21 protein-coding genes and 1 pseudogene are annotated in these 16315 nt (G+C 66.9%); 10 read left to right on the top strand and 12 right to left on the bottom strand.

The features are described 5' to 3' along the window. The first annotated feature begins 27 nt into the window (after positions 1 to 27). Positions 28 to 762, top strand: coding sequence for an AzlC family ABC transporter permease (locus tag ACQKLX_RS26910; protein ID WP_427364630.1), 735 nt, complete (start codon positions 28 to 30; stop codon positions 760 to 762). After that, positions 759 to 1115 (top strand): AzlD domain-containing protein, encoded by a 357-nt coding sequence (locus tag ACQKLX_RS26915; protein WP_427364631.1) that lies wholly within the window; start codon positions 759 to 761, stop codon positions 1113 to 1115. Before ACQKLX_RS26910 ends, ACQKLX_RS26915 begins: the two co-directional genes overlap by 4 nt. A 91-nt stretch (positions 1116 to 1206) precedes the next feature. Here the strand turns inward: ACQKLX_RS26915 and ACQKLX_RS26920 are convergent, their stop codons facing one another. From ACQKLX_RS26920 to ACQKLX_RS26960, 9 genes are all read right to left on the bottom strand, one after another. Then, positions 1207 to 1992, bottom strand: a complete 786-nt coding sequence (locus ACQKLX_RS26920) for a M48 family metallopeptidase (RefSeq protein ID WP_427364632.1) — start codon at positions 1990 to 1992, stop codon at positions 1207 to 1209. 158 nt (positions 1993 to 2150) lie between these two features. Beyond that, on the bottom strand, positions 2151 to 3038 hold the full coding sequence (locus tag ACQKLX_RS26925) for a sigma-70 family RNA polymerase sigma factor (protein WP_427364633.1): 888 nt from the start codon (positions 3036 to 3038) through the stop codon (positions 2151 to 2153). Positions 3039 to 3048: 10 nt separating this feature from the next. Then, positions 3049 to 3519 (bottom strand): carboxymuconolactone decarboxylase family protein, encoded by a 471-nt coding sequence (locus tag ACQKLX_RS26930; protein ID WP_427364634.1) that lies wholly within the window; start codon positions 3517 to 3519, stop codon positions 3049 to 3051. Positions 3520 to 3592: 73 nt separating this feature from the next. After that, positions 3593 to 4060: a carboxymuconolactone decarboxylase family protein gene (locus ACQKLX_RS26935; RefSeq protein WP_427364635.1), complete on the bottom strand. Its 468-nt coding sequence runs from the start codon at positions 4058 to 4060 to the stop codon at positions 3593 to 3595. Between the two features lie 64 nt (positions 4061 to 4124). Further along, complete coding sequence (locus ACQKLX_RS26940) at positions 4125 to 4553, bottom strand: HIT family protein (protein ID WP_427364636.1); 429 nt, start codon at positions 4551 to 4553, stop codon at positions 4125 to 4127. Positions 4554 to 4578: 25 nt separating this feature from the next. Next, positions 4579 to 5814, bottom strand: coding sequence for a GNAT family N-acetyltransferase (locus ACQKLX_RS26945; RefSeq protein ID WP_427364637.1), 1236 nt, complete (start codon positions 5812 to 5814; stop codon positions 4579 to 4581). Then, positions 5811 to 6560 (bottom strand): glycerophosphodiester phosphodiesterase family protein, encoded by a 750-nt coding sequence (locus ACQKLX_RS26950; RefSeq protein WP_427364638.1) that lies wholly within the window; start codon positions 6558 to 6560, stop codon positions 5811 to 5813. The genes ACQKLX_RS26945 and ACQKLX_RS26950 overlap by 4 nt, the downstream gene beginning before the upstream one ends. After that, positions 6560 to 7033 (bottom strand): RidA family protein, encoded by a 474-nt coding sequence (locus tag ACQKLX_RS26955; protein WP_427364639.1) that lies wholly within the window; start codon positions 7031 to 7033, stop codon positions 6560 to 6562. Before ACQKLX_RS26955 ends, ACQKLX_RS26950 begins: the two co-directional genes overlap by 1 nt. A gap of 107 nt (positions 7034 to 7140) precedes the next feature. Beyond that, a complete protein-coding gene (locus ACQKLX_RS26960) occupies positions 7141 to 7953 on the bottom strand; it encodes an SDR family NAD(P)-dependent oxidoreductase (protein WP_427364640.1) in 813 nt (270 codons plus the stop codon). Between the two features lie 124 nt (positions 7954 to 8077). On the opposite strand from ACQKLX_RS26960, the gene ACQKLX_RS26965 reads away from it, so the two are divergent. Both ACQKLX_RS26965 and ACQKLX_RS26970 read left to right on the top strand, forming a co-directional pair. After that, positions 8078 to 8653, top strand: coding sequence for a TetR/AcrR family transcriptional regulator (locus ACQKLX_RS26965; RefSeq protein ID WP_427364641.1), 576 nt, complete (start codon positions 8078 to 8080; stop codon positions 8651 to 8653). A 104-nt stretch (positions 8654 to 8757) separates the two neighbouring features. Continuing rightward, positions 8758 to 9585, top strand: coding sequence for a cell envelope integrity EipB family protein (locus ACQKLX_RS26970; protein WP_427364642.1), 828 nt, complete (start codon positions 8758 to 8760; stop codon positions 9583 to 9585). On the opposite strand, the gene ACQKLX_RS26975 is transcribed toward ACQKLX_RS26970, so the two are convergent. Together ACQKLX_RS26975 and ACQKLX_RS26980 are read right to left on the bottom strand one after the other, a co-directional pair. Beyond that, a complete protein-coding gene (locus tag ACQKLX_RS26975; protein WP_427364643.1) occupies positions 9542 to 10891 on the bottom strand; it encodes a DNA polymerase IV in 1350 nt (449 codons plus the stop codon). The genes ACQKLX_RS26970 and ACQKLX_RS26975 overlap by 44 nt on opposite strands. Continuing rightward, positions 10888 to 11178 (bottom strand): DUF3572 domain-containing protein, encoded by a 291-nt coding sequence (locus tag ACQKLX_RS26980; protein ID WP_427364644.1) that lies wholly within the window; start codon positions 11176 to 11178, stop codon positions 10888 to 10890. Before ACQKLX_RS26980 ends, ACQKLX_RS26975 begins: the two co-directional genes overlap by 4 nt. Before the next feature lie 145 nt (positions 11179 to 11323). Here ACQKLX_RS26980 and ACQKLX_RS26985 point away from each other — a divergent pair, with 145 nt between their 5' ends. Together ACQKLX_RS26985 and ACQKLX_RS26990 are read left to right on the top strand one after the other, a co-directional pair. Continuing rightward, positions 11324 to 11695: a response regulator gene (locus ACQKLX_RS26985; protein ID WP_091842024.1), complete on the top strand. Its 372-nt coding sequence runs from the start codon at positions 11324 to 11326 to the stop codon at positions 11693 to 11695. A 16-nt stretch (positions 11696 to 11711) separates the two neighbouring features. Next, on the top strand, positions 11712 to 13088 hold the full coding sequence (locus ACQKLX_RS26990) for a PleD family two-component system response regulator (protein ID WP_427364645.1): 1377 nt from the start codon (positions 11712 to 11714) through the stop codon (positions 13086 to 13088). A 265-nt stretch (positions 13089 to 13353) separates the two neighbouring features. Here the strand turns inward: ACQKLX_RS26990 and ACQKLX_RS26995 are convergent, their stop codons facing one another. Beyond that, positions 13354 to 13557 (bottom strand): hypothetical protein, encoded by a 204-nt coding sequence (locus ACQKLX_RS26995; RefSeq protein ID WP_427364646.1) that lies wholly within the window; start codon positions 13555 to 13557, stop codon positions 13354 to 13356. A gap of 274 nt (positions 13558 to 13831) precedes the next feature. Between ACQKLX_RS26995 and ACQKLX_RS27000 the strand changes: the two genes are divergently transcribed. The 4 genes and pseudogenes from ACQKLX_RS27000 to ACQKLX_RS27015 form a co-directional block, all read left to right on the top strand. After that, positions 13832 to 14158, top strand: coding sequence for a hypothetical protein (locus ACQKLX_RS27000; RefSeq protein WP_427364647.1), 327 nt, complete (start codon positions 13832 to 13834; stop codon positions 14156 to 14158). 53 nt (positions 14159 to 14211) lie between these two features. Continuing rightward, on the top strand, positions 14212 to 15234 hold the full coding sequence (locus ACQKLX_RS27005) for a hypothetical protein (RefSeq protein ID WP_427364648.1): 1023 nt from the start codon (positions 14212 to 14214) through the stop codon (positions 15232 to 15234). A gap of 354 nt (positions 15235 to 15588) precedes the next feature. Further along, positions 15589 to 15780 (top strand): hypothetical protein, encoded by a 192-nt coding sequence (locus tag ACQKLX_RS27010; RefSeq protein WP_427364649.1) that lies wholly within the window; start codon positions 15589 to 15591, stop codon positions 15778 to 15780. Between the two features lie 33 nt (positions 15781 to 15813). Continuing rightward, positions 15814 to 16146: pseudogene (locus ACQKLX_RS27015) on the top strand (DUF5662 family protein); the annotation flags it as partial. Between the last annotated feature and the right edge of the window lie 169 nt (positions 16147 to 16315).

A 16315-nucleotide genomic window follows, 5' to 3' on the forward strand; every position in this document is an offset into this window, starting at 1 on the left:
TGCATGGCGCAAGCCGATGGCGCTGCCGTGAGCGCGCCGACTCGCAACGCCTGGCTGCGGCTGGCCTTCAGGGGCTTTTGCGATGCCGTGATGCTGCCGGCCTGGGTGGTCGGACTTTCGCTGATGGGTGTCGGCACGCTGGCGCGCGATGTCGGCTATCCCGTCGAGGCCGCCGTGCTCTCGACCATCCTGGTCTGGGCCGGACCTTCGCAGGTGCTGTTCTTCGCCTCGGTCGCTGCCGGCGCCGCCTGGAGCGCCATCGCCCTGGCGATCGGCTTCGCCTCGCTGCGCTTCCTGCCGATGACGGTGGCGCTGCTGCCGCTGCTGCGCCGTCCGGGGCAGGGGATCGGCACTCAGTTGCTGCTCGCCCACTATGTCGCGGTGACGGCCTGGGTCGAGAGCTTCCGGCGCCTGCCGACGATGCCGCCCGAAGAGCGGGTGCCCTATTTCCTCGGCTTCGCCAATGCGCTGATCGTCGTCAGCTCGTTCACCACTTTCGCCGGCTTCCATCTCGCCGGCGTGGTGCCGGCGCCGGTCGCGGCCGGGCTGCTCTGTCTGACGCCGATCTTCTTCCTCAGCTCGATGGTGGCCGGCATCCGCGGCCTGGGCGACACCGTTGCGATCGGGCTCGGCCTCGCGCTGGCGCCGGTGGCGAGCTGGGCGATCGGCGGCGGCTTCGATCTGATCGCCAGCGGCATCGCCGGCGGCAGCATCGCCTTCCTGGTCCAGCGCTGGCGCAAGGCGCGGAAGGCGGGCGCATGACCCAGCCGATCGCCTTCCTCGACGGGCCGTGGTGGCCCTATCTCGCGCTCATCCTGTTCGCGGTGCTGCCGACCGAGATCTGGCGCTGGCTCGCCGTCGCCTTCGCCCGGCGGCTCGACGAGCAATCGCCCTGGCTCGAATGGGTCAGGCTGGTCGCGACCTCGCTGCTGGCCGGGGTGGTGGCCAAGCTCGTGCTGACGGCGCCCGGCGCGCTCGCCGGCGTGCCGCTCGCGGTCAGGCTGGCGGCGCTCGCCGTCGCCGTCGTGATCGTGCTGCTCTCAAGGAGCAAGGTGATGCTGGCGGTTCTCGCCGGCGAGGCGGTACTGATCGGCGGCGCGCTCTGGCTCGGCTGAAGGCCGGGTTCCGCTTCAGGCCTTCAAACGAAAACCGACGCCGAGAAGGCGCCGGCTCGATGATGCGTCGAGATGTCGTCCGCGACAGCTCTCAGGCCGTGCGCGGCGCGAAGCTCGGACGGATGGACTGACCGACTGCCGGCTGTGTCTTGTACCATTGCGTCACCGCCTCGACACGGCGGGTGTGGCGCGGATAGTGCGAGACGATCTTGAGGAAGAAGCCGGCGATGCCCGGCACCATCTGCTCCTGCTTCTGGAAGGCGTCCGGGTTCATCTGGGCATTCAGCTTGGCGCTACCGCAGGCGAGCATCTGCAGGCCGGTGCGGGCGGCCTGCAGGTCGCGGGCGACGAAGGCGCCGATGCGATCGCAGGTCAGTTCGCGGCCGCGGGAATAGGCGGCGCCGAGGAATGGGACGATGTGGCCGGGGAAGCGCAGATAGCTCCAGGGCTCGTCGAGATGGCCGGCGACATGGTGGCCGAGCTCATGGCCGATGACGAAGCGGACCTGCTCGTCATTGTCGGCGTCGAGCAGGGCCGAGGTCAGCCAAATATAGCGCTGGCGGCCGACAAGGCGCAGCGCCATCGCGTTCAGCACGCCGCTGGAATTGTAGACGAAGGTCTGCGGGATCTCGCGCAGGCCGAGCGCGCGGGCGCCGTCCTCGACCATGCGGTGGATATGCGGGAACTGGTCGGGGCCGACCATGACGAAATGGCCGATCATATAGGCGCGGGTGAGGGCGCGCGCCCAATAGGAGACCAGCCAGAAGATGCCGAAATAGAAGAGCAGGACCAGACCATGCCAGATCGAGCCGCTCAGCAGAGCAACGGCAATGGCGCCGAGCACCACTGCCCAGATTGCGATTCCAACGACGAGCATGATGCTGCCGTAGAGCTTTTCTTTCGGGTGCTTAACTTGGGAAATGTCAAAATTCATAGCGCAAGGCTCCAGACTGGATGAAATCAGCTAGCCAAGTTGCCTTGCCCATATTTGAGCCATAATCGCGACTGTGACGCGACGAAGGCGATCTCGAGGGACTATTCCGCCGCCAGCGTGATGTGCCGGAGCTTGTCCGGATTGCGCACGACATAGATCGCGTGGACAAGGCCATCGCGGATGTCGAGCGCGGTCGCCTGCAAGGTCTCGCCGCGTTCGAGGCTGAGATAGCCGGGTAGGCCGTTGATCAGCACCGGCTTGTAGACAGTGGTCGATTTCTGCTGGCTGATCACCTTGCGGGCGATGCCGGCGAAGAAGCGCTGGACGCGGTCGATGCCGTGGAGCACGTTCGCGACCGCCAGCACCTTGCCGCCGCCGTCGCTGTGGAAGGCGACGTCCTCCGCCAGCAGGGTCTGCAGGTCGCTGGTGTCGGCCTTGTGGGCGGCCTTGAAGAAGGCTTCGACGAAACGCCTGGCCTCGGCGGGGTCGACCTTGTTGCGTGGCGGCATGTCGATGCGGACATGCTCGCGGGCGCGCTTGGCGAGCTGGCGGCAGGCGCTCTCGCTGCGGTCGATTGTGCGGGCGATCTCGGCGAAGTCGAGGTCGAAGACGTCGTGCAGCAGGAAGGCGGCGCGCTCCAGCGGCGAGAGTCGCTCGAGCGCGAGCATGAGCGCGATCGGGGCGTCGAGCTGGGTGTCGACATCGGCTTCGGCCGCGCCGATCTCCTCGATCAGCGGTTCCGGCAGCCAGGCGCCGACATAGAATTCGCGCTTGCTGCGGGCTGATTTCATCTGGTCGAGGCAGAGGCGCGTGACGGTGCGGGCGAGATAGGCGCGCGGCGCCTCGACCTCGCCTTGCGGGACATCGCGCCAGCGTAGCCATGCCTCCTGGACGATGTCCTCGGCATCGCTGACCGAGCCGAGCATGCGATAGGCGAGCCGGGTCAGGAAGCGGCGATGCGTCTCGAAGAGATCGTCCGGGGTGCTCATGGCAAGCGTCTCAGGCGGCCGCGTCGGACTTGGCCGGACGGTCATGCGGATGCGCAGAGCGGAAGCCGATGGCGATCCGGTTCCAGGTGTTGATCGCGCCGATCAGCAGCGTGAGTTTCACGGTTTCCTCCGGGCTGAAATGGCTGACGACCTCGTCATAGGCCTGGTCCGGCGCATGGGTCTGCGAGATCAGTGTCAGCGCATCGGTCCAGGCGAGGGCGGCCCGCTCGCGCGGCGTATAGAGCGCCGACTCGTGCCAGGCGTCGAGCAGGAACAGGCGGGCCGGGCTCTCGCCCTCCTTGATCGCATCGGAGGAGTGCATGTGCAGGCAGTAGGCGCAGCCATTGATCTGCGAGGCCCGCATCTTCACCAGGTGGATCAGGCTGTGTTCGAGGCCGCTCTCCTTGATCGAGGCTTCGAGCGCGATCATCGGCTTCATGGTGTCGGGGGCGGTGGTGTAGGGATTGAGGCGCTTGCTCATGGCGGGGGCTTTCGTGCGGGGGGCATTCCGGCCCAGTGCGTTCGCGCCGGGCCATTGACGACGAGGCTGAGGCTCAGGCGGCGGCCGGCTCGCGGCGGCGATCGTTCGGGTGCCGGGTGCGGAAGCCGCAGTTGAGCCGGTTCCAGAGATTGATCATGCCGATTGCGACCGAGAGGTCGACGCAATCCTTCTCGCTGAAATGCTCGCGCAGTTCGGCGAAGGCCGCGTCGCTTGGGCTGCGGTCGGCGACATGCGTCAGTTCCTCGGTCCAGCGCAGGGCGGCGCGCTCGCGCGGGGTGAAAAGCTCGGACTCCTCCCAGGCGCTGAGCAGGTTGAGGCGGGCCTCGCTCTCGCCGGCCTTGCGGGCGTCGGCGATGTGCATGTGCAGGCAATAGGCGCAGCGGTTGATCTGCGATGCCCGGATCTTCACCAGCTCCTGCAGGCTGTGCTCGAGCTGGGTCTGGTTCACGTACTCCTGCAGCACGAGCATGGCCTTGTAGGCCTCGGGAGCGGTCTGGAAGGCATTGAGGCGCTGGCTCATCGGTCTCTCCATCGGGTGGCGATGAAGACAGGACGAGCCAGCTAGCGCCCGCGTGACATGCCCCTCAAAGATTTTTCAGCGCGGCCCGAATTTTTTCTGCAGCGGCCGCCAGATCCTCGGGCTTGGCCATTTCGCTGGCCGGCGGCTTCATCGCGACGCCGTCATGGCGCGGGATGACGTGAACGTGCAAATGGAAGACGACCTGGCCGCCGGCGCTCTCGTTGAACTGTTGCACGGTGATGCCGTCGGCGGCGAAGGCCTGCATCTGCGCCCGGGCGATACGCTGGGCGATCGTCGCGACATAGCCGAGGTCGCCGGCGTCGATGTCGAGGATGTTGCGGGCCGGGTTCTTCGGGATCACCAGCGTGTGGCCGGGCGCGCGCGGCATGATGTCGAGAAAGGCGAGGGCCCGGTCGTCCTCGTAGACGCGGTGGGCCGGCAGTTCGCCGCGCAGGATCTTGGCGAAGATGTTGCTGGGATCATAGGCGGTCATCGCGCAGGTTCCGGTGGTTCGTGGGTCAGATGTCGCCAGCCTTGCGGAAGGGGCTCTCCTGCGCAAGCGCAGCCACTGCAGAGCCGATCTCACGCCGTTCGCCGGGCAGGTAGGCGGCGACGGCGCGGGCAAGGCCGGGATCGGCGAGGAGATGGGCCGAGCGGGTGGTCACCGGGCGATAGCCGCGGGCGAGCTTGTGCTCGCCCTGGGCGCCAGCCTCGACGCGGATCAGCCTGTGCGCGATCGCGTAGTCGATGGCCTGGTGATAGCAGAGCTCGAAATGCAGGAAGGGATGGTCCTCGATGCAGCCCCAGTTGCGGCCATAGAGCGTGTTGCCGCCGCGGAAATTGATCGCCCCGGCGATGTTGTGGCCGGCGCGGCGGGCGAGCACCAGCACGACGCGCTCGCCCATGCGCTGGCCGATCTCCGAGAAGAAGCGGCGGTTGAGATAGGGGCGGCCCCATTTGCGCGAGCCGGTGTCCTCATAGAAGCTAAAAAAGTCGTCCCAGACGCTCTCGGTGAGGTCAGAGCCCGAGAGGACCGCGACCTCGATGCCGGCCGAGAGCGCCTCGCGCCGCTCGCGCTTCAGCGCCTTGCGCTTGCGCGAAGCCAGCGTGGCGAGGAAGTCGTCATAGCTGCCAAAGCCCTCGTTTTGCCAATGGAACTGGATGTCGTGGCGTTCGAGGAAACCGGCTTCGAGCAGAGCCGCCATGTCCGGCTCCTGCGCGAAAGTGACGTGGATCGAGGAACCACGAACCTGCTCGCGCAAAGCGTCGAGACCGGCGATCAGGGCCTCGCGCGCTTCGATGATCTGTGGCCCGTCGGCGACGAGCAGGCGCGGGCCGGTCGCGGGGGTGAAGGGAGCTGCGACCTGGATCTTCGGATAATAGCGGCCGCCGGCGCGCATATAGGCTTCGGCCCAGCTATGGTCGAAGACATATTCGCCCTGGCTATGGCCCTTCACGAAGGAGGGCGCGGCGGCGATCAGGCGGTCGTCCGCATCCTCGACCAGGAGATAGGCCGGCGACCAGCCGGTGCGGCCGCCGACGCAGCCGCTCTCTTCCAGAGCAAGCAGAAAAGCGTGCGATACGAAGGGGTTATCCGGGTCTGCTTGAGAGATTGAATCCGCTTGCTCGGAGGCCGATTCAAGCGGCCTTCCGGCGCGGGGATTGGCGCAGGCGTCCCAGTCCGCGGCCGGGACGCCTTTCAGCGAGGTGGCGACGCGGACCCTGAGAGTTTCGCGCGTGCCGGTTTCGCTCAAGGCAAGAAGCCCTCGAAGACCATCTGGTCGGCATGCTCGGTCGCACGGGCGCGGTCTTCCGGCGTGCGCACCGTCCAACTCATCAGCGGCAGTCCCAGCGCCTTGCGGCAGAGGAAGGGCGCGGCGCTCGGCAGGTCGGCGACCTTCCAGGAGACGAAGTCCGGCCGACTCGTCTCGAAATGCAGGAGGTTGGCGAGGGCGTGCTTCTCGCCGGGAGAAAGCCGGTCGTAGTCGCCATAGTTATATTCGTTCATGGCGACGATGCCGCGGGCGAAGCCGGGCGCGAGCTCGCGCAGGGCCGCGACAATCACCGGATCGAAGGATTTCAGCACGATCGGCTGGTCCTTGTGGCCGGCGAGGATCTGCGCGGTACGCTTGGCTAGCCGCAGATCGCCGTCGAAGCGGCTCTTGATCTCGATCACCAGCGGCGTCCTGCCGCCAATGGCCTCGAGGAATCCGGTCAGCGTCGGGATGCGGTCGCTGGCGCCCTTCAGCCCGATCTGTGCCAGTTCGGCAGCCATGCGGGCGTCGACGCGGCCGCTCTGCGCAGTGAGGCGATCGAGGACGAAGTCGTGAAAGACGACGGCGTCCTCGTCGGCGCTGAGCTGGACGTCGCATTCGATGGCGAAGTTGCCGGCGATCGCTCCGGCTGCCGCCGAGAGCGAGTTCTCGATCACGCCGCCGGCGGCATCGTGCAGGCCGCGATGCGCGATCGGGCGGGCGGTGAGCCAGGCTTCAGCGGCCATCAGGCGATCTCGAACATGGCTTCGACCTCGACGGCGGCATCGGCCGGGAGGTTGGCGACGCCGATGGTCGAGCGGGCATGGCGGCCGGCATCGCCGAGCACCTCGACCATGAAGTCGGAAGCGCCGTTCATGATCGCCGGCAGAGCGGCGAAATGCGGGGTTGCGTTGATGAAGCCGCCAAGCCGCACGCAGCGCTTGATCCGGCCGAGATCGCCGCCGAGCGCAGCCTTGGCCTGCGCGAGCACGTTGATGGCGCAGAGCCTTGCCGCTTCGAGCCCGGCCTCGTTGAAGATCTCGCCGCCGAGCTTGCCCTTGTGCGCATCGGAAAGCTTGCCGTCGAGGCCGAAACAGAGCTGGCCGGAAATGATCAGCAGATTGCCGGTGATGACATAGGGCACGTAGTTCGCGACCGGCGCGGCCGGAGCGGGCAGGGTGATGCCGAGGGCGGCGAGCTTGGTGTCGATGGCGTTCATGATGAGAGGCTCCCGGCCTGCGCTGGACAGGAGCCTTTCATCGCCGATGGCAGGCAAGCCCGCAAGCGCAGCGCGGCGTGGCCGATGCGCCTGCGGGGCAGGGCAAGTCAGGCGGCGTCGGAGCGCGTCGCCAGATAGCGCTCTGCCGGCGCGTTTCGCGAGAGATTGGGGCCGAGCGTCAGCCGCGCCGCCGTATAGCGCTCGAAGTCCGCCGTATCCGGCAGCGAGGGAATGGTGACGAGTTCGCCCTGGTCGAAGCCGGCCAGCGCCGCATCGACCATGGCGTCGACCTCCATGATCATTTCAGGCGGGAAACCGTCGACATCGACGCCGGCGCGCTGCCAGATCTCGGTGCGGGTCGCGCCAGGCAGCACCGCCTGGACATAGACGCCGGCCGGCGCGAGATCCTTCTGCAAGGAGATGCTGAGGTTCAGGAGGTAGGCCTTCGTGCCGCTGTAGCTGCCATTGTAGAGCTCCGGTGCCAGGGCCAGCACCGAGGCGATGTTGATGATCGCGCCCTGCTTGCGGGTCACGAAGTTGCGAGCCGCGGCGGCGGCGAGACGGGTCGGGGCGACGACGTTGAGCTCGATCATGGTCTGGAAGTGGTCGATCTCGCCGTCGAGCAGGGTGCCCGCGACCGACATGCCGGCATTGTTGACCAGCACGGTCAGGCTCTTGTCTTCGCGCAGGCGCAGCTCGACCGCAGCGAGGTCAGCCTTCGCGGTCAGGTCGGCCTTGAGCCATTCCACCTTGCGGCCAGTCTCGCGGCGGAGGCGCTCGGCAAGCGCTTCGAGCCGTGCCGCGTCGCGGGCGACGAGGACGAGGTCATAGCCACGACGGGCCAGCCTGTCGGCGTAGACGGCGCCGATTCCGGTGGATGCGCCGGTGATGAGGGCAGTGCCGAGCTGCTGCGTAGCCATGTCCAACTCCTGTTCGATTTGGGTGTCGTTTTTTTTCATGATGATTATCATGATTGAATTTAGATGATAAGTATCATATAAAGAGTCAAGAGGCTGGATTGCCGATTTTCGAAGGAGCGGATCGATGCGGGTCAGCCGCGAACAGATGGCCGAAAATCGCGAGCGCATTCTCGAAACGGCGGCGACGTTGTTCCGCGAGCGCGGCTTCGACGGGGTCGGCGTCGCCGATGTGATGAAGGCAGTCGGCCTGACCCATGGCGGCTTCTACGGGCATTTCGCCTCGAAAGACGACCTCGCCGCCCAGGCACTCGGGCGTGCCTTCGTTCACTCCGGTCAATGGGCGGCCGAGGCGAAAGCGGCGGAACCACAGGCGCCGCTGCAGGCGATCGTCGATCGTTATCTGTCACCGTCGCATCGCGACGATGCCGGCCATGGCTGTCCGGTGGCGGCGCTCGGATGTGACGTCGCGCGGCAGGGCGCGGCTGCACGCCTGGCCGCGACGGAGGGCGTCCGCGCGGCGATTACCGGCCTCTCCGCCATCGCACCGGGCGCAACCGCGGATGAGCGCAGGAGCAGTGCAATTGCGAGCTACGCCACATTGGTCGGGGCGCTCGTCCTCTCCCGCATGGTCGACGACGAGGCGCTGTCGGACGAAATTCTCGCTGCTGCCAAGGCTGAACTTCGGCCTGCACAGGAGTGACCATCACGGCGCTCGCGCCGCCTTGTTTGCGCCATTGCCGCAATGCACCTAGATTCGCAGGGGCTGCAGTTCGACCCAGCCAAAAGCGCGAATCGAGGATCGGCATGAAGACGTATCGCGGCGGGATCGCAGGCCTGGCGGTGATGGCGGCGATGGGGGCCTGGGCGCAGACGCCCGCCTCGGCGGAGCGGGTGGTCCTGTTGCCGCACCGAGCCGTCTATGATCTCGTGCTCGACGACGGCAAGCCGTCGCGCGACATTACCACGGCGCGCGGCCGCATCGCCTTCGATTTCTCCGGCGATGCCTGCGACGGCTACGCGCTCTCCTTCCGCCAAGTCACCGAGCTCACCAGCGAAGCCGGGCCACGCGTGATCGATGCGCGCACCACCAGCTTCGAGGAGGGTGACGCCAAGAGCTACCGCTTCAAGACCGAGAGTTCGGCGGCCGGGGCGCCGGCCGATATCGTCGACGGCACGGCGAAGAAGAGCGAGGCCGGTTACGAGGTCAGCCTGCGCGCGCCCAAGGCCGAGACGCATCGCGAGGCGAGCGCGGCGATGTTCCCGAACGAGCAGATGAAAGCCGTGATCCAAGCGGCGCGCGAAGGCAAGAACACCTTCAATGTCCGTCTCTACGACGGCGCCAACAGTGGCAAGGATGTCTACGACACCCTTTCCGTGATCGGCCGCAAGATCACGGCGGCGCCGGCCGAGGCACCGTTGCGCAAGCCGGAATTCGAGAAACTCGCGCGCTGGCCGGTGACGATCTCCTATTTCAAGGTCGGTTCCGGCGAGAGCACACCAGCTTACACCGTTTCCTTCGAGCTCTATGAGAACGGTGTCACCGGCGCGATCCGGCTCGATTACGGCTCCTTCGCGCTGCGCGGCACGCTTACGCGTCTGGATCTGCTTCCGGCGAGCGATTGCTCGAAGTAGAGCGCCGGCGGGTATCGCGCAGCGACAGGCCCTTCTCGATAGCGGCATCGCCGAATTTGGCGCGGACCTTGTCGAGGGCGATTTCCATCGCCTTCAGCTTGGGCGTCTGCTGGTCGGCGAGGTCGCCGCGATCGGCCTCGGCCGGGTCGGAGAAGTCGCTCATGCCGATACCGATCAGCCGGTAGCGCGGCCCTGTGCATTCGCGCCTGAGCAGGTCGCGCCCGGCGGCAAAGAGGCGCGCTGCGAGCTGGCTCGGCTCGGGCAGGCGGGCGGCGCGGGTGATGATGTGGAAATCGTGGGTCTTGAGCTTGAGGGTGACGGTGCGCCCGGCGAGTTCCTGCGCCTTCAGCCGCCGCGAGGTCTTCTCGCAGAGCCGCCACAGGATCGGCTCCAGCTCCTCGAAGCGGGCGAGATCGACATCGAGCGTCGTCTCGGATGAGACGGTCTTGGCCTCGTGCTCGACCGTGACCTTGCGCGGATCGATGCCCAGGGCAAGATTCCTGAGGCGCGGCCCGTCCTTGCCGACCAGGCGGTAGAGCGTCGCGATCTCGGCCCTGGCGAGATCGCCGATGACGCGAAAACCCGATTGCGCCAGCTTCGCCGCGCCGGCCTTGCCGATGCCCGGGATCATGCCGACCGGCTTGTGGGCCAGGAAGGCGACGGCCTCGGCCTGGCCGATGATCGAGAAGCCGCGCGGCTTGTCGAGATCGGATGCGACCTTGGCCAGGAATTTGGCGTAGGACAGCCCGACCGAGATGGTGATGCCGATCTCGTCCTCGATCCGGCGCTGGAAGCGGGCGAGGGTCAGGGCCGGGCTGGCATGGTGGAGGCGCTGCGTGCCGCCGAGATCGAGGAAGGCCTCGTCGATCGAGAGCGGCTCGACCAGCGGCGTCAATTCCTGCATCAGCCTGCGGACCTGGCGGCCGACGGCGACGTATTTCGCCATGTCCGGTTTGATCACGACCGCCTCGGGGCAGGCCTTCAACGCCTTGAACATCGGCATGGCCGAGCGCACGCCGGACATGCGGGCGATGTAGCAACAGGTCGAGACCACGCCGCGCTTGCCACCGCCGACGATCACCGGCTTGTCGAGCAGGGAAGGGTCGTCGCGCTTCTCGATCGTGGCGTAGAAGGCGTCGCAGTCGATATGGGCGAGGTGGAGGCTGTCGCGTTCGGCATGGCGCAGCAACCGCGGCGAGCCGCAGGACGGGCAGCGGCGTACCGGCGCGCGGGCCTCGTCATGATCCTGCAGGCAGTCGCGGCACAGCGCCCGGACGAAGACGGCTGGGCTGCCCGCGCCACTCACGGCTCGAAGGCTTCGGGCGGGCCGGCCAGGACTTCGCGGGCCTGCGCGACCATCTCCGGATTCAGGCCCAGATTTCCTGCGAACTCGAGCAGCAGCGAATCGCTGGCGCAAAGATGGTCGAGCACGCCGAGGAGGAAGCCGGGCTCCTGCGCGGCGCTGCGCAGGGTGGTAGGACCGAGGCCGGTGGCGGCCAGGAAAGGCTCCAGGCGCTCGGGCTCGGAGGCCAGGAAGGCGAGCGCCTTGAGCGCCAGCGTCTGCGCTTCCTCGCTGGTGATCGGATGGGGCATGGCTATCTATCTATGATCGGCGAGTCTGGTTTCGGGTTTGCGTTTCGTCAACTGCTCGCATGCTAGACCTAGCACTGAACGCGGCCGGCAGCCCGGAGAATCCGATCGTTCGGACAACCGGGGATGTGCGGACTGGGAGCTCTAAATGAAGAAGACGGTTCTGATCGTCGAGGACAACGAGCTCAACATGAAGCTCTTCAACGATCTGTTGGAGGCCCATGGCTATGCGACGCTCAAGACGGCGGATGGCATCGAGGCGATCGAGCTCGCCCGCACGCATCATCCTGACCTGATCCTGATGGACATCCAGCTGCCGGAGGTGTCTGGGCTGGAGGTGACCAAATGGATCAAGGAGGACGACGCGCTGAAGTCGATCCCCGTGATCGCGGTCACGGCCTTCGCGATGAAGGGCGATGAGGAGCGTATCCGGGAGGGCGGTTGCGAGGCCTATATCTCCAAGCCGATCTCGGTGGGCAAGTTCCTCGAGACGGTGCGTGCCTATGTCGGGACGGCCTGAGGGGAAGCGCTGAGTCATGTCTGCCCGGGTCCTGGTCGTCGACGACATTCCCGCGAATGTGAAGCTGCTCGAGGCCAAGCTTGGCGCCGAGTATTTCGACGTCGTCACGGCGACGAACGGGATCGATGCGCTGGCGATCTGCGAGCGCGGCGAGACCGATATCGTCCTGCTCGACGTGATGATGCCGGGAATGAACGGCTTCGAGGTCTGCCGCCGGCTGAAGAGCAATGCCACCACCGCCCATATCCCGGTGGTCATGGTGACGACGCTCGACCAGCCAAGCGACCGGCTGAAGGGGCTCGACGCCGGCGCCGACGACTTCCTGACCAAGCCGATCGACGACACCGCCCTGTTCGCGCGGGTGCGCAGCCTGGTGCGACTGAAATCGGTGACCGACGAACTGCGCCAGCGCGCGCTCGCCTCGCGCCAGCTCGGCATCGCCGATCCGCTGGCTGCCGCTGCGGCCGAGACCGGGCTCAATGGGCGTGTCCTCCTGATCGAGGACCGGCCGCTGATCGCCGAGCGGTTGACCCAGGCGCTGTCGGCCTTCCACTCGATCGAGACGGAAGCAGATGCGCAGACGGCGCTGACCCGCGCCGCCGAGGGCGATTTCGAGATCGTGCTGGTGAGCCTGGATCTGCAGAATTACGATGGGCTTCGGCTTTGCAGCCAGCTGCGCACACTGGAGCGGACGCGCAATCTCTCGGTGCTCCTGCTTGGCGAGGCGGCGGACAAGGCGCGCGTGTTGCGCGGGCTTGAGATCGGCGCGCACGACTTCCTGGTTCGGCCGATCGACCGCAACGAGTTGCTGGCGCGGGCGCGGACCCTGGTCCGCCGCAAGCGTTTCGCCGAGCGGCTGCGCGACAGCGTGCAGTCCTCGATGGAAATGGCGGTGATGGACCAGCTCACCGGACTGCATAATCGCCGCTATCTCGACAGCCGGCTCTCGACGCTATTCGACGAGTCGGCGCTGCGGGCGCGGACGCTCTCGCTGCTGGTGCTCGACGTCGACCGCTTCAAGGCGGTCAATGACAGCTGGGGCCATGATGCCGGCGACGAGGTGCTGCGTGAATTCGCCGACCGGGTGCGCACCTGCACGCGCGGCATCGACCTGGTGGCGCGCATGGGCGGCGAGGAGATCGTCGTCGTGCTGCCGGACACGGCGCTCGACGCGGCCCAGGCCGTGGCTGAGCGGATCCGCAAGCGGGTCGAGGACGACCCCTTCCAGATCCAGCGCGGACAGCGCGCGATTCCGGTGACGGTGTCGATCGGCGTCGCCAGCCGGCGGGCAGGGGATGCCGGGCCGGTGGAGATGATGAAGCGGGCCGACGAGGCGGTCTACCGGGCCAAGGCAGCGGGCCGCAACCGTGTCATCGTCGCCAGCGCCGCCTGAGGCTGCCTCGACGGGCGAGGTAAGGTTTCCAAGTAGGGTTAAGTTTCGATGAATATTGGTGAATCAATCGTCTCCGATTGATTCGGAGATGCTTCCGCGTAGGGTGATTTCCAAGAGAACGGCTGCAGAGCAGCCGTCCGGAACGCCCTTCGGAAGCCCAGGTTCCGCCGCATCTCCTGGGTCACCGCTGGGCTCGGCCGGTCGATGTCGGGATCCTGGCCTCCTCAGCCCCGTCGTCGGCCGGCCACCTCGTTTCCGGACCTCGTCAGCGCAGATGGCGCTCGATCACTTCCGGTATCCAGTAGCCGAGCACGCCGAAGCCGCAGAGCAGCAGCAGGAGCAGCAGGGCGGCCCGCACGCGATGCGTCCAGCGGCGCGACTCGTCGACCTCGACGATCAGGCGCAGGAAGCCGCGCACCAGCCCGCCTGGGCGCGGTGGTGGTTCGGCTGAATCGGGGCCGTTGCTCAAGGGGCGCTCCTGCGGGTGGGCGGGCCGTACCGCGCGGGCAAAGTAGAAGATCGAGGCCTTCCGCGCCAGCGAGGATGCGAAGGAACTGGAACAGTATCGGCCGCGTTGAAGTCATCGGGCGAGTTTAGAGGCGAGTACTGCTCAGGTATTAGGCGTCTACGCTATCAGGGTCGCATCGACCGTCGTCATCTCGTGCTAATCTGATGACGATTCGCATGCCCTGCTATCTGGCTGCGAAGTTGCTGGCCTGACATCCTCGCCTAGGGAGCGACCCATGCGTTTCATCGCATCGGCGCTCTGCCTCGCGCTGTTGTCGTGGGGCGGAGGGCCTGTCCACGCACATAGCTGGTACCCGTACGACTGTTGTAGCGATCGCGATTGCTGGCCGATGGGTCTCGACGCCGATGCGAGAGAGCCAGATCCCCGCATCGTTCCGGGCGGATACCTCACCCATGACGGGCACTTCGTACCGGAACAGGCGACGCGGATCTCGAAGGACGGGCGCTTCCACATCTGCCGCAGTGGCGGGACGCTGACCGGCATGGTGATCGCGCCGTCACAGCGGCCGTTCTGCCTGTTCGTGCCGAAGCCGGCGTTCTGAGCGCCACCGCCTGGAGTTGGAGGCATTGCCTTCGCTAGGCGAAGGCAACGCCGTTGGCCTCATCTCGGGGTAGAGCCGTCCGACCCGCTGGGCGAGCTGCCGCCATTGCCGTCGGCTCCAACGCCAACGCCAACGCCGAGCCCGCCGACATTCGCGCCGAGGCCGGCGCCCAGGCCGCCGCCGCCGAGCCCTGCGGCAGCACCAACGCTGGCCGCGCCACCGACATTGGCGCCAAGGCCAGCGCCCAGGCCGCCACCGCCGAGACCGGCGCCGACGCCCGCACTCGCGCTGGTACCACCGACATTGGCTCCAGCCCCGACGCCGGCCCCGCCGCCGCTATTGTTGGCGCCTGCGCCGACGCCCGCGCCGGCGCCAAGGCCGCCAGCGTTCGCTCCGGCCCCGGCCCCTGCGCCGACACCGCCATTATTGGCGCCCGCGCCGACGCCTGCGCCGACATTGGCGCCGGCGACATTGCCACCGGCACCGAGGCCAGCTCCGATTCCGCTATTGTTAGCGCCTGCGCCGACGCCCGCACCAAGATTGGCGCCGGCAACATTGGCTCCTGCACCGACGCCAGCCCCGATGCCTCTACCGGCTGCGCCAGCGCCAGCGCCAACGCCGAGATTCGCGCCAGCCACGCTGGCCTCGGCGCCGAGCCCGGCCCCTATGCCACTATTGCTCACGCCTGCGCGCGCGCCGCCATCGATGGAATTGCCGCCAATGTCCGCACCGAGCCCGGCGGTCGCTGCGATACCTGTATTGCTTACATTGGCGCCGGCACTGGTACCGGCGCCGATGCTACCGGCGCCGGCATTGGCAGCGACACCCAGGCCGATACCACCGGAGCCGGTACCGCCACCTGGGCTGACCCCGCCCCCCGGAATGCCACCGCCTGTGCCGCCGGTGCCGATTCCACCACCGGCGCTTCTGCCGGGCCCACCGCCGATGGCAGCCGTTCCGGATCCGCCGCTGACGCTATTGCCCGAGCCCGTGCCCAAGGCGCTGTACTGCAGCATCAGCTGCGACCTGATACGCGAAGAGAGCCGCACGCAATCGGACTGCTCTTTGCCGCGTAGTCCAGCGCAGACGTCGTCGGCGAGCGCTGTTGTCGGCGTGGTATTGCAGACCGCCAGCAAAACGCAGCCTGCAAGAGGACCAGTGATCTTGGCCTGCATGGTCGTTTCTCCCTGCAACCCAGCCGAACTAGCTACGTCGGGCCCACAAGGTCGGTTTCGGGCGATCTGGCATCGCGGCTACGCCTTGCTTAGCGCGAAGGCTAGGATTCGAATGATCGCGGGCGATCGAGGAATGGCGGCTATGGGCCGAGGCGCGGCGCGAATGCGCCAATTGAATTTGTGTCGCCGCGGCGCAAATCTATGGGAAGCTGGTCGCTTGCGGCTCGGCGTTGAAAGAGAATGGAGACAGCAGCCATGGCGGATAACGGCAATCACGAAGCGCTGGACGATCTGATCGCGCTCCTGCGTCGACAGATTTCCGACCTGACAGAGCAGGCTACCGCCGCGTCCGGCTCCGGAAGCGAGGAGAGATTGTCTGACCTGCTCAATGAGAAGCAGGATCGCCTCAACGAATTGCTCAAGGAGCGCGCAGCCGGCGAAAGGTGATGGCAGCCCGGGCCGATCGGCTAATCTGCATCGATGAGCTACGATTCAACCGCCGATACCCTGCGCCACATTGGTCGCGTTCAAGAGCTGCTCGCGACCTTCGCTGCCGAGCTCGTCCGCCGCGGCGAAGTCCACGACGCCAGCAAGCTCGGGCCGGCTGAAAAACCTGCGCGCGACGCCAACCCGCCGAATTTCGAGCATCGCTTCGGCGACCCCCATGTCCGTTCCGAGGATATGAAACGGGCCATTGCGAGCCACCACGCGGTCAACTCGCATCATCCCGAGTTCTACGGAGAGCGCGGTATCGCGGGCATGGACCTGTTCGACCTCGTCGAGATGTTCTGCGACTGGAAAGCAGCGGGCGAGCCCTACCGCCACGACACTATCGCCAGGGGTATCGAGATCAACAGCAGCCGCCATCGCCTCGACCCGCAGTTGCGGGTCCGGGCCGTGTCGACGGCGGTGCGCCGTGCCCGCGCCGGCCTGCAGGATCCGAACCGGCCGATCGGCTCGTTCATGTTCCTCGGCCCCACCG

Source organism: Allobosea sp. NPDC003192 (assembly GCF_050275675.1).
Taxonomy (GTDB): domain Bacteria; phylum Pseudomonadota; class Alphaproteobacteria; order Rhizobiales; family Beijerinckiaceae; genus Allobosea.